The organism is Sphingobium cyanobacteriorum (assembly GCF_030580935.1).
GTDB classification, from domain to species: domain Bacteria; phylum Pseudomonadota; class Alphaproteobacteria; order Sphingomonadales; family Sphingomonadaceae; genus Sphingobium; species Sphingobium cyanobacteriorum.
Genome location: NZ_JAUQOM010000004.1, coordinates 32,510 through 52,780 on the forward strand (window position 1 = coordinate 32,510; position 20,271 = coordinate 52,780).

Consider the following 20,271-nt stretch of genomic DNA (forward strand, 5'->3'; position numbering starts at 1 on the left):
TCATGGGGTCATGGACGCGACCAACAGGAAGGACAGCATTTTAATGCTAATGCGTTTGACTCGCATTTTGTTCCGGTTTAACGGGTGCCACGCCCTGGCAAGGAATGACAATGCACGTACCCGTCCGCTTCCCCCTTCTGTCCGGCACGATGCCGTTCACCAGCCGGGCCTGGGCGGCAAAGGGCGAACCGCGACCGGTCAGTGAGGCCCCCATCATCGTCACCGGCGTTGGCATCTGCCTTGGCGCAGGCGTTGGCACAGGCATTGACAGCAGCGGTCAGGCGCCGGGCACGGCAACCGGCCTGGCATTGGCGCGGCGCGACACGCCATTGTCGAACAGCATCATCGATCGCCATCTGATCCGGGGTCAGGCCCATGATGCGTCGCCGCATCCTGTGCTGGCACCGCTGCGCGCGGAGCATTGAGGGCGTGGCGGAGGGCGTGGCGACTGGCACGGGGCAGCGACACCATGGCTGGCGCTATCGCGCCAATGTGGCGTTGCGCATCCTGACAGGCACGATCGGCGCCTATCTGGTCGCGGCACTGGCGGCGGCGATGCTGGCGCGCACCCTGCCCATGAGCCGGGCTGAGGCGACCGTCACCGCAACGATGATCGCCTATCTGGTCGCGCCGGGCGTCACCATCTGGGCGTTTCTGGCACGGGGACCATGGCGCGCGCTGGCCGGCGTCGTGATGGCGGCGCTGGTGCTGGGCGGGGGCGTCTGGCTGGCGGGCGCCAGGGCATGAGCATGATCCGTAACGGCGCGCGCCAGTGCATGGCCTGGCTGCATGGCTGGACCGGGCTGTTGCTGGGCCATGTCCTGTTCATCATGTGCCTGGCGGGGACGCTGAGCATATTCAGGCCGGAAATCGGCCGCTGGATGCGCCCGGAGCGTATAGGCGCCGCCGATCCGCACAGCGCGCTGCTGGCCGCGACCACATGGCTGTCGACCCATGCGACCGGGGCAACCGGCTGGTATCTGACCGCGCCCGACGACCGATCGAACAGCGTCGAGGCGACCTATGACAGCGGCGGCGCCTATCTGAGCAAGGTGCTCGATCCGGTCAGTGGCGCGCCGGTCGCGCGCGATACGCTGGGCGGCGAATTTTTCTACCGCCTCCATTTCGAGCTGGAACTGCCCTATCCCTGGGGCCGGTTGCTGGCGTCGCTGGCGGCGATGCTGATGCTGGTGGCGATCATCACCGGCATCATCGCGCACAAGCGCATCTTCAAGGATATCTTCACTTTCCGTCCGGCCAAGGGGCAACGATCCTGGCTGGACGGCCATAATGCGCTGGGCGTCCTGTCCCTGCCCTTTCACATCATGATCACCTTTACCGGGTTGCTGACGCTGGCGTCGCTCAACATGCCATGGGGCATGACCGCGGCCTATGGCGAAAATCTGACGGCGCTCTATGCCGACCTGACCCCCGGCGCGGTCAGCCGGGCGGCCAGCGGGACCAGAGCGCCGCTCGCCCCGATCGCGCCGATGCTGGACCAGGCACGGCGCTATTTCGGCGCGCCGGTGGGACGGGTCTATATCTTTCATCCGGGCGATGCGGCGGCAGTCGTCACCCTCTATCCGGTCGAGGACAAGGCGATCGGCTATCTGCCCGCCGAAATGAGCTTCGACGGGGCCACAGGCAGGCTGCTGAAGGCGTGGACCGAAAAGCGCGCCGGGATGCGGGCCTATCAGACCATTTATGGCCTGCACATGGCGCATTTCGCATCGGGACTGACCCGCTGGCTCTATTTTCTGGGCGGGGCGATGCTGAGCCTGGCGATCGCCAGCGGCATGGCGCTGTGGATCGTCAAGCGGCGCGAACGCGCGCCCCTGTCGATCGGCAACCAGGTGCTGGAGCGGCTGAATGTCGGGGGGCTGGTGGGCGTGCCCATCGGCATGGCGGCATTTCCGGTCGCCAATCGCCTGTTGCCGCTGACCCTGCCGATGCGCAGTGACGCCGAGGTTTCGGTTGCGCTATGCAGTGCGGGCGCCGCCATGCTGCTGGGGTTGATCCTGCCGCCGGCGCTGGGGTGGCCATGGCTGCTGGGCATATTGGCGGCCTGCTGCGCAGCGGCGGCGCTGATCGGGCCGGTCTGGACCAGCGACAGCGTGCTGCTGACCGGCAATATCCTGTTGCTGACGATCGCTGCGGCGTCTGTGCTGCTGATAGGGAAACAGGTGCGGCGCACGCCGGCGCCAGCGCCGGTTCGCCGCCGGGTGGCGCCGGCATGATGGTGACGGCCGGGCTGCTCTATCTCGCCCTGTTCGCGCTGGCCGCGCACATGCAGCGCCACCGGCCCGCCTTGCTGGGACCATGGCAGAAGCATCCCCGCATCCGGCATCTGGCAATGGCCGGATGGCTGCTGCTTGGCCTGTCGTTGCTCAGCCTGGGGCGCAGCCCGGACGCCGGCATGGCGCTGGTCGCCTGGGTCGGGTTGCTGGCGCTGCTGGGTGGCGGCGTCATGCTGGGCATGACATACCGCCCTGTCGTGCCCCGTGTTGGCGTGCCGGTGGCGATGATGCTGATATTGCTGGGCCTGATCGCGCCCGGCTGACATGTCAGCCCTTCATGTCGATGCTGGCGATCAGCCCGCCATCGTCGGCATTGCGCAAGCGTACGGAGGCTTCAAAGCTCATCGCCAGCGACCGGGCGATGGTAAGGCCGATGCCGGTGCCGTTGCGCCCGCCCGGCTGGCTGCTGGCGCCGCGGGTAAAGGGTTCGAACATCTGGTCGATCTGGTCCGCAGGGATGCCGGGGCCATGATCGCGGACATGAATCATCAGCCGGCCCACCGTCCGCATGCAACTGATCTCCGCGCCGCCACCATATTTGACGGCATTGTCGACCAGATTGCCGATGCAGCGGGTCAGGGCGTTGGGCTTGACCCGTATCGTGCCGCCACAACCGGACAGAAAGCGGACCGGCTGGCCCAGATCCTGGGCATCCTCCGCCATGCTGGCCAGCAGCGAATCGATGTCCAGCACGGACCATGGCTCCTGCGCTTCGATGCTGCTGGCCAGGTCCAGCCCTTCCCGCACCAGCGTCTGCATCGCCTGATGATCGGCCAGCAGCCGTTCGCGCAGTTCGACATTTTCGACCAGTTCCAGCCGCAGCCGCAGCCGGGTCAGTGGCGTCTGGAGATCATGGCTGATCGCGGCGAGCAACTGGGTCCGCTCGGCAAAGCCCGCCCGCGCGCGCCGCTGCATCAGGTTGAAGGTGGACAGGGCGGCGCGCACCTCTTCCGGCCCGGTTTCGGGCACATCCTCCGGGTCGAGCGAGAGCGAGAAGGCTTCGGCCGCGCGCTCCAGCCGCCGCAGCGGCTTGGACATGAAGCGGCCGACCAGGATTGCCAGGCCGGCGGACGCGATGATGATGACCAGCAGATAGAGCGGGTTGAAGATGGTGCTGGCCGGCCTTGCCATGCGCGGGAAGGTCAGGGCCATGGCGCGACGCTGGCCGCCGCCGTCGGTGAAGCGCACGATCCAGCAGTCGGGGCGCGGCGCACCGATCAGGCCGGCCGCCCGCTGCCTGGGGCCATCATGGTCGGGGAAGCAGAGGCCGACCGGCACCTGTCCCGCTTCGGGTTGCGCCCGTTCGCCGAACCTGTCCTTGAGCGCGATGCCCAGATCCCTGTCCGCATTGCTCAGCGCAATGCCGGCAGGCGCGGGATAGGCGCCGATGATATTATGGGCCGCCATCATCGCTTCGACCCGTGCGGGGTCGCGGCGCAATCGCGCGGCGATATCGACCGCGCTCGCCACCACCCGCTGGCGCCGGACACGTTCGAAGTCATGATAGCGCGCCTGTTCCGCCACCAGCAGCGCGATGATCGCGGCGATCGACATGCCCAATGTCAGGATCAGGAAAATCTGTCCTGCCATCGACCGGAAAAAGGCGCGCGCCCGGCGCGTCCAGCGCAGGACGATCATGAATAATCGACCCCGCTGGCCAGCACATAGCCTTCACCCCGCACCGTCAGGATCAGTTCGTCGCCGCCCGCTATGCCCGCGAGCTTCTGGCGCAGGCGGCTGACCTGAAGGTCGATCGAGCGGTCGAAGGCGGCCGTGGCGCGGCGTTCGGGCAGCAAAGTCTCACGCGCCAGCACGATATTGGGTTCTTCGAGAAAGCGGCTGAGCAGCCTAAATTCGGCGGAGGACAGCATCACCAGCCGATCATCCGGCGCGATCAGGCGGCGTTGCTGCAAATCCAGCCGCCACGGCCCGAAACGCGCATAGCGCATCGTCGTCGCGCGCGGCGCCGGTTCGGTGCGCCCGCGCCGCAGCAGGTTGCGGATGCGCACCAGCAGTTCGCGCGGCTCGAACGGCTTGGTCAGATAATCGTCGGCGCCCAGTTCCAGCCCCAGCACCCGGTCGATCGCACTGCCCCGCGCCGTCACCATGATGATCTGCACATCGGACCCTTCCGCGCGCAGCTCGCGACAGAGCGTCAGGCCATCGCCATCGGGCAGGTTGAGGTCGAGCACGATCAGGTCGACGGATTCGTCACGCAGCGTCCGGCGCAGTTCGGCCAGGTTCGACGCGCCCAGCAGCCGGTAATTTTCCTGCCGCAACTGGCCCAGGATCAGGTCGCGAATATCCGCGTCGTCATCGACGACCATGATGGTCGCGCCGGGGAAAGAGGCTGGTGACATGCGCTTCTCCTAACGCCGATCGACGACAGAGTCTGTGCCGGCGCGCGTGATGATACAGGCTGATACAAAGCGATACCCGGCTGTGACAGAATGATTATAAGTTCCTCTTTCCTGTAACGGGCAAAGTCCTGAAGAGGGCAAGGTCGGCAGCCCCCGCCGACACCAGCCGGAGCGCTCGCCATGTGTCCTGTCGCATGGCCCCCCTCCCCCGCCATGGCGCGGGGCGCATGGCGAGGCTCCAACCCGTTCGTCTAGGATATGTGCTGATTTATGTCTGGGCCTTCCCCCCTCCACAGCCTTCGGGTCGCACCGCTGGCTTTCTGCATCCTGATCGCCGCCTGCGGACAGCAGAAGCCGCCGCAGAAAGGTCCGGTGGAGGTGGGCGTGGTGACGCTGAGCGCCCAGGATGCGACCGTATCGACAGAGCTGCCGGGGCGTACCGTGTCGACCATGATGTCGGAGGTGCGGCCGCAGGTCGCTGGCCTGATCCAGAAGCGGCTGTTTACCGAAGGATCGATGGTGACGGCGGGGCAGCCGCTCTACCAGATCGACGCGCGCCTGTACCGCGCGTCGCGTGACGAGGCGCAGGCGACACTGGCCAGCGCGCAGGCGACTGCCGCGGCGGCGCAGGCCAAGGCGCAGCGCTATCGCAGCCTGGGCAACACCGAAGCGGTGAGCGCGCAGGACCGCGACGATGTGATCGCCACCGCGCGTCAGGCGCAGGCAGCGGTGATGCAGGCGCGCGCGGGGCTTCAGACCAGCAACGTCAATCTGGAATTCACGCTGGTGCGTGCGCCGATCAGCGGGCGGATCGGCCGCACCCTGTTCACGCCGGGCGCGCTGGTGACGGCCAGCCAGGCCGATCCGCTGACGACGATCCAGCAGCTTGACCCCATCTATGTCGACATCACCCAGTCGAGCGCGCAACTGCTGCAACTGCGCCGATCGCTGGCAGCGGGCAAGACGCTGCCCGCCAGCGCCACCATCCGGCTGAAGCTGGACGATGGCAGCGATTATCCGGCGGAAGGGCGGATCGAGTTCGCCGAACCGATCGTCGACGTGAACAGCGGCACGGTGACGCTGCGCGCGCGCTTCCCCAACCCGGACGGGCTGTTGATGCCCGGCATGTTCGTGCGCGTGGTCGCGCCCCAGTCGGTCGTGCCGGGCGCGATCCTGGCCCCGCAACAGGGCATCAGCCGCGATCCGAAGGGCAATGCGACCGCGCTGGTCGTCAACAGGGCGAACAAGGTCGAGCGGCGGATCGTCACCGCCGGCCAGGCAATCGGCGACACATGGCTGGTCACGGCCGGCCTGAAGGCGGGCGACCGCCTGATCGTCGAGGGCACCGACAAGGTGAAGCCCGACGATCAGGTCAAGCCCGTCGCCATCACGGCCGCGCAATAGGAGCCGGACGGTGCTGAGCCGCTATTTCATCGACCGGCCGATCTTTGCCTGGGTCATCGCCATCGGCATCATGCTGGCGGGGATCGGCGCCATGCTGTCGCTGCCCGTCGCGCAATATCCCGACATCGCGCCGCCCGGCGTCAGCGTCAGCGCCACCTATCCCGGCGCGTCGGCGGAAACGGTCGAAACCAGCGTCACCCAGGTCATCGAGCAGCAACTGACCGGCATCGACGGGCTGATGTATTTCTCGTCCTCCTCCTCGGCGACCGGCCGCGCGCAGATCAGCGTCACCTTCCAGAAGGGCACCGACCCCGACACGGCGCAGGTGCAGGTGCAGAACAAGGTGCAGCAGGCCCTGACCCGCCTGCCCAATGCGGTGCAGCAGCAGGGCCTGTCCGTCACCAAGCAACAAACCGATTTCCTGATGCTGGTCGGCCTGTATGACGAGACGGACACGGCGACCCAGGCGGATATCGCCGATTATCTGGTGAATAATTTCCAGGACCCGATCGCGCGGATCGAGGGCATCGGCGCGACCCAGATTTTCGGATCGCAATATGCGATGCGTGTCTGGCTCAACCCCTACAAGCTGGCGGCGGTCAAGCTGATGCCATCCGACGTGCAGCGTGCGATCGCGGCGCAGAATGTCGAAGTGTCGGCCGGCCAGATCGGCGGCGACCCCGCGCCCGCCGGGCAACAGATCAACGCGACCGTGACCGCCCGTTCGCGGTTGCAGACGCCCGAACAGTTCCGCAACATCATCGTCAAGACGCAGGGCGACGGGGCGATCGTCCACCTGTCCGACGTGGCACGGGTGGAACTGGGCAACGAAAGCTACGCCACATCGGCCCGCATGAACGGCCACCCCGCATCCGGCATGGCGTTGCAACTGGCGCCCGGCGCCGACGCGCTCAAGACCGCGGAGCTGGTGAAGGCGAAGGTCGCCGAACTGTCCGCCAGCCTGCCCCATGGCTATAAGACCGCCTTTCCACGCGACACCACCCCTTTCATCAAATTGTCGGTCAAAGAAGTCATCCAGACGCTGATCGAGGCGGTCGTTCTGGTCGTCGTCGTGATGTTCGTTTTCCTGCAAAGCTGGCGCGCCACGCTGGTCCCGGCCATCGCCGTGCCGGTGGTGCTGCTCGGCACCTTCGGCATCCTTGCCCTGTTCGGCTATTCGATCAACACGCTGACGCTGTTCGGCATGGTGCTGTCCATCGGCCTGCTGGTGGACGACGCGATCGTCGTGGTCGAGAATGTCGAACGGCTGATGGAGGAGGAAGGGCTGTCGCCGCGCGACGCCACGATCCAGTCGATGCAAGAAATCGGCAGCGCGCTGGTCGGCATCGCCCTGGTCCTGTCCGCCGTCCTGTTGCCCATGGCCTTTTTCGGCGGATCAACCGGCGTCATCTATCGCCAATTTTCGATCACCATCGTTTCCTCGATGCTGCTGTCGGTGCTGGTCGCGCTGATCCTTTCCCCGGCGCTGTGCGCCACGCTCCTCAAAGGGTCGGAAGAGGAAAAGCGGCATCGCGGCTGGGCCGGCAAGTTCAATCGCTGGTTCGAGCGCATGACCGGCGGCTATGTGCGCCGGACCGGACAGGTGCTGGGCCGGCGCGCACTTTATTGGGGTCTGTATGCCGTCATGCTGGTGCTGCTGGCGCTGCTGTTCCTGCGGCTGCCATCGAGTTTCCTGCCGGTCGAGGATCAGGGCCAGGTGATGGTGCAGGTGACGCTGCCCGCCGGCGCGAAATCCAGCCGCACCGCAGCGGCGGTCAACCAGGTGCAGAATTATTTCCAGAATGATGAAAAGGACAATGTCGCCTACGCCTTCATCATGACCGGCTTCAGTTTCCAGGGGCAGGGCGAGAATGTCGGCCAGGGCTTCATCAACCTGGCGCCATGGGACGATCGCAAGGGTTTCGCCAACAGCGCCGGCGCGATCGCCGGGCGCGCGACCAAGCAACTGGCCGCGTTGCGTGACGCCAAGGTGCTGGCGATGACCCCGCCGGCGATCCGGGGCCTGGGCCAGTCCAACGGTTTCACCTTCGAACTGCTCAACAGCGGCGGCCTGAGCCGGGCGCGCTTCCTGGAACTGCGCAACCAGTTGCTCGCCGCGGCCGCGAAAGACCCCGCGCTTGCCGGCGTCCGGGCCGCAACATTGGAGGACACGCCGCAGCTCAAGGTCGATATCGATTCCGAAAAGCTCGCCGTGCTGGGTTTGACCCAGGCGGATGTCGATGATGTGCTGCGTTCCGCCTGGGGCAGCAGCTATATCAACGATTTCGTGGATCGCGGCCGGGTGAAGCGCGTCTATATGCAGGCCGACGCGCCCTATCGCGCACTGCCCACCGACCTCGACAACTGGATGGTGCGATCGGGCAGCACGGGCGAGATGGTGCCCTTCTCCGCCTTTGCAACGACCCACTGGATGATGGGACCAGCCAGTGTGGCGCGCTTCAACGGCCTGTCCTCTTTTGAAATTCAGGGGCAGGCGGGCGACGGCGCCAGTTCGGGCGATGCGATGGCGCGCATGGTCGCATTGCAGAAGCAACTGCCGCCCGGCACCAGCTACGCCTGGAGCGGCCTGTCCTATCAGGAACAGCTTTCGGGCGGGCAGGCGCCGTTGCTCTACGGCCTGTCGGTGCTGGTGGTGTTTCTCTGCCTCGCCGCCTTGTACGAAAGCTGGTCGATCCCGCTTGCGGTGCTGCTGGTCATTCCACTCGGCCTGATCGGTGCTGTGATCGCGGTGTCGGTGCGCGGGCTGGAAAATAATATCTTCTTCCAGGTCGGCCTGCTGACCACCATGGGCCTGGCAGCCAAGAATGCGATCCTGATCGTCGAATTTGCCGAAATGGCCCATAGCCAGGGGAAGGATGCGCTGGCGTCCGCGCTGGAGGCGGCACGGTTGCGGTTCCGCCCGATCCTGATGACCTCGCTCGCCTTCATCGCGGGCGTCATTCCGCTGGCGATCGCCACCGGGGCAGGTGCGCAGAGCCGTGTCGCCATCGGCACCGCCGTGGTCGGCGGCATGACGACGGCGACTGTGCTGGCGATCTTCTACGTCCCGCTTTTCTTCCTCACCATTTCTCGCCTGTTCGGCAGCGACAGGCCCAAGGCCACGCCGCCAGCCCCGGCGACCGACGCAGGAGTGCCGGCATGATGCGCGCCCTTTTCCCCGCCGCATCGCTGCTGGCGCTGGCCGGATGCACCATGGCGCCGACCTATGTGCGCCCCGCCCCGCCGGTGCCCGCCGCCCTGCCCGGCGGCGCTGCCTATGCGGTGCAGGCCGACATGGCGGCCGGGCTGGCCTGGACGGCGCTGGTGCAGGACGCACGGCTCAGGATCGTGATCGAACGGGCGCTGGCGAACAATCGCGACCTGCGCGTGGCGCTGACCAATGTGCTGTCGGCACGGGCGCAATATAAGGTGCAGCGGGCGGCGCAACTGCCGACCGTGACCGGCGATGCGGGTGCCGGTTTCACCGGGCGGAATGACGCGCGCCAGAACAGCTATAGCGCCGACATCGGCATCAGTGCGTTCGAGATCGACCTGTTCGGCCGGGTCCGCGCCCTCAGCCAGTCCGCGCTTGAATCCTATCTTGCGACGCAGGAAGGTGCGCGATCGACACGGATCACGCTGATCGCCGAAACGGCGAGCGCCTATGCCACGCTGGCGGCGGACCAGGCATTGCTGGCCGTGTCGCGCCAGACGATGGCGAGCGCGCAGCGCAGCCTGGCGCTGACGCGCGCGCTCAACCAGGCGGGCCTGTCGGGCAAGGTCGATGTCTATCAGGCCGAAACGGTGGTCGAGCAGGCGCAGGCGGATATCGCCGCCGGCATCACGCAGGTCGCGCAGGATCGCAATGCACTGGACCTGCTGGTCGGCGCGCCGGTGGAGGATGCCCTGTTGCCCGCCTCGCTCGACAGCCTGGTCACGGCTGTTGCGAAGGTTCCGGCAGGGCTGTCGTCCGACATTCTGCTCCAGCGGCCCGATGTGCTCCAGGCCGAGCATCAGCTCAAGGCCGCCAATGCCGATATTGGCGCGGCCCGCGCGGCGATGTTCCCCAGGATCAGCCTGACCACGGCGATCGGTGTCGCCAGTGCGGCCCTGTCCGCCCTGTTTTCCGACGACGCTTTCGCCTGGTCGGCCAATCCATCGGCCGGCCTGCCGATCTTTGGCGGCGCGGCGCGTGGCAATCTGGACTATAGCAAGGCGCAGCGCGACCTCTACCTTGCCCAGTATGAAAAGGCAGTCCAGACCGCCTTCCGGGAAGTGGCGGACGGGCTGGCGCGGGATGGCACGATCGATGCGCAACAGGTGGCGCAGCGCCGGCTGGTGACGGCCAGCCAGCGTGCCTATGACCTGGCGGACCAGCGCTATCGCGCGGGCATCGACACGTTCCTCAATACACTGACCAGCCAGCGCCTGTTGTACAACGCGCAACAGGCGGCCATAGCGACCGACCTGGCGGCGGTAAGCAACCGCATCCTGCTTTACCGCGTCATCGGCGCGGATCAGTAGGCGCCTATCCGTACCGGCCCGTATCATTTTGCGCGCTGATCCTGCCGGCTCTTCTCCCGCCTGTCGCTTATGCTATGATGGGTTCATAAGAATAGGAGAGAACCATGCTGTTTCTGGCACGGTGTCTGGATTGGCTTTGCCGGGCTTTTGCGTCGGGCGCGCAGGATGAACTGCGCCTCAATCAACTGATCTGCCCGCTGACCCAGCAGCAACGGTCCGACAATAGTACAGGTCGACACTGAGCCTGTGCATGACCGGAGCATGGCAGGCGGCGCCGATCCCTTCGCGCACGCAAAAAAAGGGCCGATCAAAAGACCGGCCCGTAAAGTTTTAGGAGAGGATGCCTGAAAGGCACTTTCCTTGTGGGCCAAGTCAGAATTTGCTGCAAGTGCGAAATGCGTCTTGTGATTGCAAAATGTGCATCCGTGGCGCGATGCAACCCTTTCCGTAACGTCAACCACTCTGGCAGAGGCGCATGCGATGAGTGCGGGTGGCTGATCTGAACGCCGAATCGCTTCACGCCCTGATTCGCAGCGAAGCGATCGCCGCAGCCAGCAGCGTCACGGCCGCAAAAGCCATCGTCCAGATCGGGTCGCCAGGGAAGAAGGCCTTCATGATCGATCCCATCACCGTCGCGACCAGCAACTGCGGCACCACGACGAAGATGTTGAACAGGCCCATATAGATGCCGAGCTTGCCCTGCGGCAGGGTTGAGGCGAGCATCGCATAGGGCATGGCGAGGATCGAGGCCCAGGCGATGCCAACGCCGATTTCGCTCAGCAGCAGCAGGCGGGGATCGCGCAGGACCAGGAAGCTGGCGAAACCGGCCGCGCCCGCGACCAGGCAAAGCGCATGGGTCCGCGCCTTGCCCAGCCGGGCCGACAGCCAGGGCAAGAGGGTGAGCGCGGCCAGGGCGGCCACGCCATTATAGACCGAAAACAGCACGCCGACCCAATTGCCGCCCGCCTGATAGGCGGCGCTGGCCGGGTCGGCGGACCCGAACATATATTGGGCGACGACCGGCGTGGTGTGAATCCACATGATGAACAGCGCCGACCAACTGAAAAACTGAATCAGCGCCAGACGGCGCATGATCGGCGGCATCCCGGCCAGGTCGCCGACGATATGGGTCAGCATCGTCTGCCCCCTGCCCGCACGCGCCAGCAGGATCGCGGCGATGGAGGCAAGGCCATAGCCGGCCAGCAAGGCCCCCAGCAGATAGACTTCCTTCTCCATCCCCCAGATATCGACCAGCAGCGCGACGATGGCGCCGGCCGCGATCCAGCCAAGACAGGGCGCGATGCGCCGCCCGCCCAGATCCGGCGCGGCATCGGCGTCCTGTTCCCCGGCGAAGGCGCGCATCTCGTCCGGCCCATATTCGCGCGTGGTAAGGACGGTCCAGAGCACCGAGGCGAACAGCGCCGCCCCGCCCGCCCAGAAGCTGTAACGGACCGTGTCGGGCACCTGCCCCGGCGCGGCGACATTGGCGACGCCCAGATGGTCGAGCACATAGGGAAAGAGCGAGCCGACCACCGCGCCCGCGCCGATGAAGGCGGTCTGCACCCCGTAGCCGATCGTGTGCTGATCCTGGCGCAGCATGTCGCCGACGAAGGCGCGGAACGGCTCCATCGAAATATTGAGGCTGGCGTCGAGCATCCACAGCAGCAGCGCCGCCATCAACAGGCTCTGGCTTTGCGGCATCCCCAGCAGCGCCAGCGCGGACAGGAAAGCGCCGGCAAGGAAATAGGGACGCCGCCGTCCCAGCCGGCCAAGCCAGGTGCGATCCGACAGATGGCCGATGATCGGCTGCACCAGCAGGCCGGTGAGCGGCGCGGCGATCCAGAGCGCGGACAGATTATCGATGCTGGAGCCGAGCGACTGGAACAGCCGGCTCATATTGGCGTTTTGCAACGCAAAGCCAATCTGGATGCCGAAAAAGCCGAAGCTGATATTCCACAGCCCGACAAAACCCTGACGGGCTTTTTCCATTGCCTTTCCCTTCCCATCCGCGGCGGGCCTGTCGTCCGCCTGCGCCATGCCCACAGCGCTCGCATGGCGCGGCGGGCAGGACAAGGCATGAATACGAATACATGGAAGGCCGCGCGATGCCGGCGGGCCAAACCGTTCGGACGGGATGCAATGCGGCCTATCCGCCCGTGCTTTTCCGTACCACCAGCCTGACCGGCAAGGTGCTGGGCGGCAGCGGCGTGGCTTCGATCTGGCAGACGAGCGTATCCACCAGCAATTGTCCTGCGCCTTTCATGTCCTGCATGATGGTGGTGAGCGGCGGGCTGGTCAGGCTGGCGGTGGGAATGTCGTCGAATCCGATGATGGCGACATCGCCGGGCACCGACAGCCCCGCCTCCGCCAGCGCACGCATCGCCCCGATCGCGATCAGGTCGCTGGCCGCGAAGATCGCGTCGAAGGGCGTGCCCCGCGCGATCAGCGTCCGGGCCGCGGCATCGCCGGCATCCTCGGCGGTAAGGGCGTCAACCTGCAATGTCGCATCCGGCGCGACGCCCCGTTCCGCCATCGCCTGACACAGGCCGGCATAGCGATCGGCAAATTCGGGATAATGGCCGTCGGCATGCCCCAGAAAGGCGATATGGCGGCGGCCAAGGTCCAGCAGATGCGCACCCGCCAGCCGCCCCGCGCCCACATTGTCCGACCCCACGGTCGGGCCGATCATGCCCTCTCCCACCGATCCCCAGCGCACGAAATGGGTGCCGTGCCCCACCAGATCGGTCAGCCGGCGCTCATACAGCCTGTAGTCGCCATAACCGAGCAGGATCAGCCCGTCGGCGCGGTGACTGTCCTGATACCGGACATGCCAGTCATGTTCCATCTTCTGGAACGAGATCAGGAGGTCGAGGCCCCGTGCGCCGCATTGCCGGGTGATCGCCCCCAGCATGGCGAGGAAAAAGGGATTGATATTCGATTCGTCCGGGGTCGGATCCTCGAAGAAGAGCAAGGCGATGGTATTCGATCGTTGCGATCGGAGGGACGAGGCGTTCTTGTCGACCGAATAGTTGAGGTCGCGGGCGATCGCCTCGATCCGCTGGCGCGTCGCCAGGCTGACCGATCGCGATCCGCGCAGGGCGCGGCTGACCGTGGGCTGCGACACGCCGGCCAGATAGGCTATGTCGAAACTGGTCGGCTTGCTGCCGGGTTGGCGTCCCATCTCTCTCCTTCTGCGCGCTTTGCGCGCAACAGCAATGATAGAAGGAGGCGGAAAGCAAGGCAATTGCGTCCTTTCGAACAGCGAAAAGCGTTACCTGGCCGCCACAGTCCGCCCTGTGCGGATTAGGCATACGTATGCCTTATGGCCGGACCAGACCGCACAGGCGTAAGACAGCGCCACCGCAGGACAAGGGGCGCTGCACGGCCACGCCTGCGGCACCAGATTGCCGCATCGGCGAAGGGTTTCGCCGGTGCCACAGGGGAGAGGATATATGGCCACGCAATTCAATCGCGCCCGGTTACTGGGCGCTTCGATCCTTGCCATCGCGTTGGCGGGCGCCGCCGCGCCGGCATGGGCGCAGGCAACGCCGCAGACCGATGCCGCTCCCCAGGATGACGCGGCCAGCACGATCATCGTCACCGGATTCCGCGCGTCGCTGCAATCGGCGGTCAACGTCAAGAAGAACGCGCAGACGATCGTGGAATCGGTGTCGGCCGAAGATATCGGCAAGCTGCCCGACGCATCGATCGGCGAATCCATCGCCCGCCTGCCCGGCCTGACCTCCCAGCGCCTGTTCGGCCGCGCCAATTCGATCGCGATCCGCGGCGCCAGCGCCGACCTGTCCTCCACCACGCTGAACGGCCGGCCGCAAACGTCGACCGGCGAACAGCGCAATGTCGAATTCGACCAATATCCCGCCGAAGTCGTCAGCCGCGTGGATGTGTACAAGACGCCGCAGGCCAACCTCATCCACCAGGGCCTGGTCGGCACCGTCGACATCCGCACCATCCGTCCGCTCGATTATGGCAAGCAGATGGTCGCCGTGGGCGCGCGCGGCGTCTATGCAGACCTGGGCAAGGTCAATGCCGACAGCAAGGACAAGGGCTATCGCCTGACCGGCACCTATGTCGACCAGTTCGCCGGCGACCGCATCGGCGTCGCCCTGTCGGTCGCCTATAGCGATGAACCCTATCAGTCGAAGGAGTTCGAGGCATGGGGCTATGCCGACGGGCCGAACGGCAGCAAGGTGATCGGCGGCATCAAGCCGTTCGGCGTGTCGACGCAACTCAAGCGTCTGGGCGTGCAGGGCGCGGTGCAGGTGCGCGCGACCGATACGCTGATGCTGACCTTCGACGGCTTCTATGGCGATTTCAAGGACAAGCAGATCAAGCGCGGCGTCGAATTCCCGCTTTACTGGAGCGGCGCGACCCTGGTGCCCGGCAGCACCCAGATGGACGGCAATTTCATCAAGAGCGGCACCTTCACCGGGGTCGAGGCGGTGGTCAACAACCATGGCTATGAACGCAAGTCGACCATCTTTTCGGGCGGGTTCAACGCCAAATATACCGGCGACGATGGCTGGTCGGCCAGTTTCGATTTCGGCTATTCGCGCACCGACCGCAGTGAATTGTCGCTCGAATCCAACGCAGGGACGGGCTATGGCCCCGGCAATGGCGCGACCGACACGCTGGATTTCGTGAGCGGCGCCAAGGGCACGCGCTTCACCTCCAGCCTGCTCGACTACAGCGATCCGAACCTGATGGTGCTGACCGATCCGCTCGGCTGGGGCGGCGGCGCGCCGCTCGGCCATCAGGAAGGCTATTATAACAACCGCATCATCGACGATGAGCTGAAAAGCTATCAACTGGAATTCGGCAAGGAGATCGAAAGCGGTTTCCTGTCAAAGATCAGCGCGGGGCTGGGCTATACCGACCGGACCAAGGCCAAGACGCCGGAGGAATATATCCTCAACCTGGCGAATGGCGCGACATCGCTGGCATTGCCTGAAAAATATCGCATGGACGGCACCGACCTCGGCTTCATCGGCGTCGGCCCGATCCTGTCCTACGATCCCTTCCGGTTGCTCAAGGATGGCGTCTATATCAGGACGCTCAACCCCAGCAAGGATGTGCCGGCCAAGGCCTATGCCGTGACCGAACGGGTCATGTCGCTCTATCTGATGGCGGATATCAAGGCGTCGCTGGGATCGTCGGACCTGACCGGCAATATCGGCGTGCTCGCGCAGAATACGGAACAGAAGTCGCGCGGCTTCGTCAACCTGGCGGCGGCGTCCCTGGTGCCGACCACGCGCGGCGACGATTATTGGGATATATTGCCCAGCATGAACCTGTCGCTGCGAATGCCGAGCGACTTTGTCGTGCGCCTGTCGGCCGCGCGCGAAATCCAGCGCCCGCGCTTCGAGGACATGAAGGTCAGCCTGGACTATGGCTATAACACCTCCAGCGGGGTCATCACCGGCACCGGCGGCAACCCGACCCTGCGCCCCTATCGCGCCTGGGCGGCGGACCTCAATTTCGAGAAATATTTCGGCACCAAGGGTTATCTGGGCCTGCAATTCTTCGCGAAGAAGCTGCAAAGCTATGTCTATCGCGAAACCGTGCCGTTCGATTATTCCGGCCTGCCCGTCACCCTGCCGCCGGGCGTCACGGACCTGAACGGCACCATCACCGTGCCGGTCAATGGCAAGGGCGGCAAGCTCTATGGCTTTGAAGTCGCGGGCACCCTGCCCTTCGATGTCATCACGCCGGCGCTGGAAGGCTTTGGCATGACCGGCGGCGCGGGCTATACCAAGACCAGCATCAAGCCGGGCGTGGGCGCGTCGTCCGAAGATCTGCCCGATTATTCGCGCTGGGTGGCGAACGGCACGCTGTTCTTCGAAAAATGGGGCTTTTCGGCGCGCGGTTCGGTCCGCTATCGCTCCTCCTTCGTCGGCCAGTTCGTCGGCTTCGGCGGTGAGCGCGAGTTGCGCCGGGCCTTGAGCGAAACCATCGTCGACGGGCAGATCGGCTATGATTTCCAGAAGGGCAGCGCGCTGGAAGGCTTGTCGCTCTTCCTCCAGGGGCAGAATCTGACCGATGAACCCTTTGTGTCGGTCGATACCGGCGCGTCGATCCAGATCCGCAACTATCAAAGCTATGGCCGCCGCTTCATGGCAGGCTTCAACTACCGCTTCTGATGTGTAGGATGGCCCGGCGGCATGTTCGTCGCCGGGCCTTCGGGTTCTAGCAAAGGGGTGCCCGTGATGGGACGAACGGCCACGCAATTGTTGGTGACGGCCGCCGGGATGGCCGCGGCCATGATGGGCGCTCCACTGGCGACCGCTGATACGCTGGACGATCTGCGCGCCCGCACCCCGGGGCAGGAGATCGTCTATTTCGTGCTGCCCGACCGTTTCGCCAATGGCGATCCGGCGAACGACCGGGGCGGCCTGAAAGGCGGTCCGCTCCAGACCGGCTATGACCCGACCTCGCGCGCTTTCTATCATGGCGGCGACCTGAAGGGGCTGACGGCTAGGCTGGACTATATCCAGGGCCTGGGCGCGACCGCGATCTGGCTGGCGCCGATCTTCAGGAACAAGCCGGTGCAGGGCGCCAGGGGTCAGGAAAGCGCGGGCTATCACGGCTATTGGGTGACGGACTTCACCACCGTCGACCCCCATTTCGGCACGGACAAGGATTTCAAGGCGCTGGTCGATGCCGCCCATGCGCGCGGCATGAAAGTCTATATGGACATCATCGCCAACCATACGGCCGATGTGATCCAATATCGGGAAAGCCCGGCCAGCGCCCCGCCCTATCGTAGCAAGGGCGACTATCCCTGGTCGCGCAAGGGCGGGGTGACGGGCGCGCCGATCAATGCAGGGTTCGCCGGCGATCAGGACGCCAGCGCCGGCAACTGGGCGAAGCTGACCGATCCGGCCTTTGCCTATACGCCGTTCGTGCCCAAGGGCGAGGAAAAGGTCAAAATTCCCGCCTGGCTCAACGACCCCATCTATTATCACAATCGCGGCGACACCGACTGGAAGGGCGAAAGTGCGCAATATGGCGATTTCGTCGGGCTGGACGACCTGGCCACCGAAAACCCGCGCGTGGTCGACGGCTTCATCGCCATCTACAAGGGCTGGATCGACCGTTTCGGTATCGACGGCTATCGCATCGACACCGCGCGTCATGTGGATGCGGCGTTCTGGCGCGCCTTCATCCCCGCCATCCGCGCCCATGCGGCGCGCAAGGGCATTCCCAATTTCCACGTGTTCGGCGAAGTCGCGACCGGCGACTATGATCCGGCATTGCTGGCAAGCTGGACCCGCAACGCCGCCTTCCCCGCCGTGCTGGACTTCGCCTTCATGCGCGCCGCCGTCGATGCGGCCAGCGGCAAGACCGGCACCGACATGCTGGCGCGGCTGGGCGATGATGACGCGCTGTATGAAGGGGGCAAGGCGGCGGCGCTGCAACTGCCGACCTTCCTGGGCAATCATGACGCGGGCCGCTTCGCCTTCTTCCTGCGGCAGGCCCGGCCCGGCATGGGCGGGGACGAGGCACTGGCGCGGGCTGAGCTGGGCCATGCGATGCTGCTGACGCTGCGCGGCGTGCCGACCCTCTATTATGGCGACGAACAAGGGTTCGCCGGCACCGGCAATGACCAGCAGGCGCGGCAGGACATGTTCGCTTCCAAGGTCGCCGAATATAATGCGGACAGGCTGGTCGGCACGGCGGCGACGACCGCGACGGACAATTTCCGCACCGACCATCCGCTCTATCGCGCGATCGCGGCATTGGCGAAAATCCGGCGCGACACCCCGGCCCTGTCGCGCGGCGCGACTGTGCTGCGCGCCAGTTCGGACAAGCCCGGCCTGTTCGCCGTCTCCCGCATCGACCCCGATACGGGGCGCGAGGTGCTGGTCGCCTTCAACACATCGTCCGCGCCGCTGTCGGGCAAGATCGCGGTCGATCCGGCCAGTGGCGGCTTTACGGCGCTGGCCGGCCCCTGCCCGGCCACGCCCCAAGCGCCGGGCAGCATCGCCCTGTCCCTCCCTGCCTTCGGCTATGCCGTCTGCGCCGCCCACCCCTGAACGCCGGAACGCCCCCATGACGCCTGTGACGACAACGACCGATCAGCCCTGGTGGAAGGGCGCGGTGATTTACCAGATTTATCCGCGCAGCTTTCAGGACAGCAATGGCGACGGCATTGGCGACCTGCGCGGCATCACGCAGCGGCTGGAGCATGTCGCCCGGCTGGGCGTGGATGCGATCTGGATTTCGCCCTTCTTCACATCGCCGATGCGCGATTTCGGCTATGACATTGCGGATTATTGCGATGTCGATCCGATTTTCGGCACGCTGGCCGATTTCGATGCGCTGGTCGCGCGCGCGCACGAACTGGGCCTGAAAGTCACGATCGACCAGGTCTATGCCCATACGTCGGACCTGCATGACTGGTTCGCGCACAGTCGCGCCAGTCGCACCGGGGACAAGGCGGACTGGTTCGTCTGGGCCGATCCCAGGGCGGACGGCACCCCGCCCAACAACTGGCAGTCGGTATTCGGCGGCCCGGCCTGGACTTGGGACGCCCGGCGCGGCCAATATTATATGCATCAGTTCCTGAGCAGCCAGCCGCAGCTCAACCTGCACAAGCTGGCGGTGCAGGACGCGCTGCTGGCCGCGATGCGATTCTGGCTGGACCGGGGGGTGGACGGGTTCCGGCTCGATGCGCTCAACCATTCGATGCACGATCCGCAATTACGCGACAATCCGCCCGCGCCGGATACGGGCAAGCCCCGCACCCGGCCCTTCGATTTCCAGATCAAGCGCTACAGCCAGTCCCACCCCGGCGTGGTCGATTTCATCAAGCGCATCCGCAGCCTGTGCGACACCTATGGCGCGATCTTCACCGTAGCGGAGGTCGGTGGCGACCTGTCCGAAGCGGAGATGAAGGCCTATACGGCGGGTGAAAGCCATCTCAACAGCGCCTATGGCTTCAACTTCCTCTATGCCGACAGACTGACCCCGGCGCTGGTGGCCGAAACGGTCGACCGCTGGCCCGACGAACCGGGCATGGGCTGGCCAAGCTGGGCGTTCGAAAATCATGATGCGCCGCGCGCGCTGTCGCGCTGGTGCGCGCCGGAAGATCGCCCGGCCTTCGGGCGGCTGAAGGCGATGCTGCTGGTCGCGCTGCGCGGCAACGCCATCCTCTATCAGGGGGAGGAACTGGGCATCACCCAGGTCGATATTCCCTTCGAGCGCCTGCAAGACCCCGAAGCCATCGCCAACTGGCCGCTGACCCTGTCGCGCGACGGCGCGCGCACGCCGCTGCCCTGGTCGGCCGATGCGGCACAGGCCGGTTTTAGCGATGCCCAATCCTGGCTGCCGGTGGGCGACGAAAATCTCTGCCGCGCGGTGGACGCCCAGGAGGCGGACGCCAACTCGCTGCTCAACCACACCCGCGCCATGCTGGCCCTGCGCAAGGCGAATCCGGCCCTGCGCCATGGCAGCATGGACATGGTGATCGCCGACGACCAGCGGTTGCTGTTCCGGCGCAGGGCGAACGGCCAGTCGCTGCTCTGCCTGTTCAACCTGTCGGGCGAACCGGCGGCATGGCCCGATGATGTCGCGCCGACCAACACGGTGCTGTCCGCCGTCAATGGCGCCGCGCCCGGCATCCTGCCGCCCTTTGGCGGGCTGATGATCGAAGAATAAGGAGACGC

At 65.6% G+C, this 20,271-nt stretch carries 15 protein-coding genes; 11 read left to right on the forward strand and 4 right to left on the reverse strand.

Translation table 11 applies throughout. The features are described from left to right. Positions 1 to 110 precede the first annotated feature (110 nt). The 4 genes from Q4610_RS10505 to Q4610_RS10520 are packed head-to-tail and all read left to right on the forward strand — an operon-like array spanning position 111 to position 2,560. Positions 111 to 425, forward strand: coding sequence for a hypothetical protein (locus Q4610_RS10505; protein ID WP_304535900.1), 315 nt, complete (start codon positions 111 to 113; stop codon positions 423 to 425). Then, entirely contained in the window at positions 376 to 747 is a 372-nt protein-coding gene (locus tag Q4610_RS10510) for a ketohydroxyglutarate aldolase (RefSeq protein WP_304535901.1), read from the forward strand. Before Q4610_RS10505 ends, Q4610_RS10510 begins: the two co-directional genes overlap by 50 nt. After that, a complete protein-coding gene (locus Q4610_RS10515; RefSeq protein ID WP_304535902.1) occupies positions 744 to 2,237 on the forward strand; it encodes a PepSY-associated TM helix domain-containing protein in 1,494 nt (497 codons plus the stop codon). The genes Q4610_RS10510 and Q4610_RS10515 overlap by 4 nt, the downstream gene beginning before the upstream one ends. Further along, a complete protein-coding gene (locus tag Q4610_RS10520; protein WP_304535903.1) occupies positions 2,234 to 2,560 on the forward strand; it encodes a DUF3325 family protein in 327 nt (108 codons plus the stop codon). Before Q4610_RS10515 ends, Q4610_RS10520 begins: the two co-directional genes overlap by 4 nt. A gap of 4 nt (positions 2,561 to 2,564) precedes the next feature. Here Q4610_RS10520 and Q4610_RS10525 read toward each other — a convergent pair whose 3' ends face one another. Then, positions 2,565 to 3,935 (reverse strand): ATP-binding protein, encoded by a 1,371-nt coding sequence (locus Q4610_RS10525; RefSeq protein ID WP_304535904.1) that lies wholly within the window; start codon positions 3,933 to 3,935, stop codon positions 2,565 to 2,567. Continuing rightward, entirely contained in the window at positions 3,932 to 4,657 is a 726-nt protein-coding gene (locus Q4610_RS10530) for a response regulator (RefSeq protein WP_304535905.1), read from the reverse strand. Before Q4610_RS10530 ends, Q4610_RS10525 begins: the two co-directional genes overlap by 4 nt. A gap of 270 nt (positions 4,658 to 4,927) precedes the next feature. On the opposite strand from Q4610_RS10530, the gene Q4610_RS10535 reads away from it, so the two are divergent. The 4 genes from Q4610_RS10535 to Q4610_RS10550 all read left to right on the forward strand — a co-directional run bounded on the left by Q4610_RS10535 (position 4,928) and on the right by Q4610_RS10550 (position 10,827). Then, the gene (locus Q4610_RS10535; RefSeq protein WP_304535906.1) at positions 4,928 to 6,061 is read left to right on the forward strand and encodes an efflux RND transporter periplasmic adaptor subunit; all 1,134 of its coding nucleotides are present in this window, start codon (positions 4,928 to 4,930) and stop codon (positions 6,059 to 6,061) included. A 10-nt stretch (positions 6,062 to 6,071) separates the two neighbouring features. Then, positions 6,072 to 9,224, forward strand: coding sequence for an efflux RND transporter permease subunit (locus Q4610_RS10540; RefSeq protein WP_304535907.1), 3,153 nt, complete (start codon positions 6,072 to 6,074; stop codon positions 9,222 to 9,224). Continuing rightward, positions 9,221 to 10,585 carry an efflux transporter outer membrane subunit gene (locus tag Q4610_RS10545; RefSeq protein ID WP_304535908.1) on the forward strand — a complete coding sequence of 455 codons (1,365 nt, stop codon included), beginning with the start codon at positions 9,221 to 9,223 and terminating at the stop codon, positions 10,583 to 10,585. Before Q4610_RS10540 ends, Q4610_RS10545 begins: the two co-directional genes overlap by 4 nt. 104 nt (positions 10,586 to 10,689) lie before the next feature. Next, on the forward strand, positions 10,690 to 10,827 hold the full coding sequence (locus Q4610_RS10550; protein WP_304535909.1) for a hypothetical protein: 138 nt from the start codon (positions 10,690 to 10,692) through the stop codon (positions 10,825 to 10,827). A gap of 274 nt (positions 10,828 to 11,101) precedes the next feature. Here Q4610_RS10550 and Q4610_RS10555 read toward each other — a convergent pair whose 3' ends face one another. After that, complete coding sequence (locus Q4610_RS10555; RefSeq protein ID WP_304535910.1) at positions 11,102 to 12,574, reverse strand: MFS transporter; 1,473 nt, start codon at positions 12,572 to 12,574, stop codon at positions 11,102 to 11,104. Between the two features lie 157 nt (positions 12,575 to 12,731). Next, positions 12,732 to 13,766 (reverse strand): LacI family DNA-binding transcriptional regulator, encoded by a 1,035-nt coding sequence (locus Q4610_RS10560; RefSeq protein WP_304535911.1) that lies wholly within the window; start codon positions 13,764 to 13,766, stop codon positions 12,732 to 12,734. A gap of 271 nt (positions 13,767 to 14,037) precedes the next feature. Here Q4610_RS10560 and Q4610_RS10565 point away from each other — a divergent pair, with 271 nt between their 5' ends. The 3 genes from Q4610_RS10565 (at position 14,038) to Q4610_RS10575 (ending at position 20,263) form a co-directional block, all read left to right on the forward strand. Further along, on the forward strand, positions 14,038 to 16,743 hold the full coding sequence (locus Q4610_RS10565; RefSeq protein ID WP_304535912.1) for a TonB-dependent receptor: 2,706 nt from the start codon (positions 14,038 to 14,040) through the stop codon (positions 16,741 to 16,743). Between the two features lie 66 nt (positions 16,744 to 16,809). Continuing rightward, entirely contained in the window at positions 16,810 to 18,639 is a 1,830-nt protein-coding gene (locus tag Q4610_RS10570) for an alpha-amylase family glycosyl hydrolase (protein WP_425262553.1), read from the forward strand. 16 nt (positions 18,640 to 18,655) lie between these two features. Continuing rightward, positions 18,656 to 20,263 (forward strand): alpha-amylase family glycosyl hydrolase, encoded by a 1,608-nt coding sequence (locus Q4610_RS10575; protein WP_304535913.1) that lies wholly within the window; start codon positions 18,656 to 18,658, stop codon positions 20,261 to 20,263. Positions 20,264 to 20,271 lie beyond the last annotated feature (8 nt).

Coding starts and splice junctions, on each gene's coding strand:
- Q4610_RS10555 (WP_304535910.1), bottom strand. CDS start 12,574: ATGGAAAAAGCCCGTCAGGGTTTTGTCGGGCTGTGGAATATCAGCTTC.
- Q4610_RS10505 (WP_304535900.1), top strand. CDS start 111: ATGCACGTACCCGTCCGCTTCCCCCTTCTGTCCGGCACGATGCCGTTC.
- Q4610_RS10535 (WP_304535906.1), top strand. CDS start 4,928: ATGTCTGGGCCTTCCCCCCTCCACAGCCTTCGGGTCGCACCGCTGGCT.
- Q4610_RS10570 (WP_425262553.1), top strand. CDS start 16,810: ATGGGACGAACGGCCACGCAATTGTTGGTGACGGCCGCCGGGATGGCC.
- Q4610_RS10575 (WP_304535913.1), top strand. CDS start 18,656: ATGACGCCTGTGACGACAACGACCGATCAGCCCTGGTGGAAGGGCGCG.
- Q4610_RS10520 (WP_304535903.1), top strand. CDS start 2,234: ATGATGGTGACGGCCGGGCTGCTCTATCTCGCCCTGTTCGCGCTGGCC.
- Q4610_RS10560 (WP_304535911.1), bottom strand. CDS start 13,766: ATGGGACGCCAACCCGGCAGCAAGCCGACCAGTTTCGACATAGCCTAT.
- Q4610_RS10510 (WP_304535901.1), top strand. CDS start 376: ATGATGCGTCGCCGCATCCTGTGCTGGCACCGCTGCGCGCGGAGCATT.
- Q4610_RS10530 (WP_304535905.1), bottom strand. CDS start 4,657: ATGTCACCAGCCTCTTTCCCCGGCGCGACCATCATGGTCGTCGATGAC.
- Q4610_RS10525 (WP_304535904.1), bottom strand. CDS start 3,935: ATGATCGTCCTGCGCTGGACGCGCCGGGCGCGCGCCTTTTTCCGGTCG.
- Q4610_RS10545 (WP_304535908.1), top strand. CDS start 9,221: ATGATGCGCGCCCTTTTCCCCGCCGCATCGCTGCTGGCGCTGGCCGGA.
- Q4610_RS10515 (WP_304535902.1), top strand. CDS start 744: ATGAGCATGATCCGTAACGGCGCGCGCCAGTGCATGGCCTGGCTGCAT.
- Q4610_RS10550 (WP_304535909.1), top strand. CDS start 10,690: ATGCTGTTTCTGGCACGGTGTCTGGATTGGCTTTGCCGGGCTTTTGCG.
- Q4610_RS10565 (WP_304535912.1), top strand. CDS start 14,038: ATGGCCACGCAATTCAATCGCGCCCGGTTACTGGGCGCTTCGATCCTT.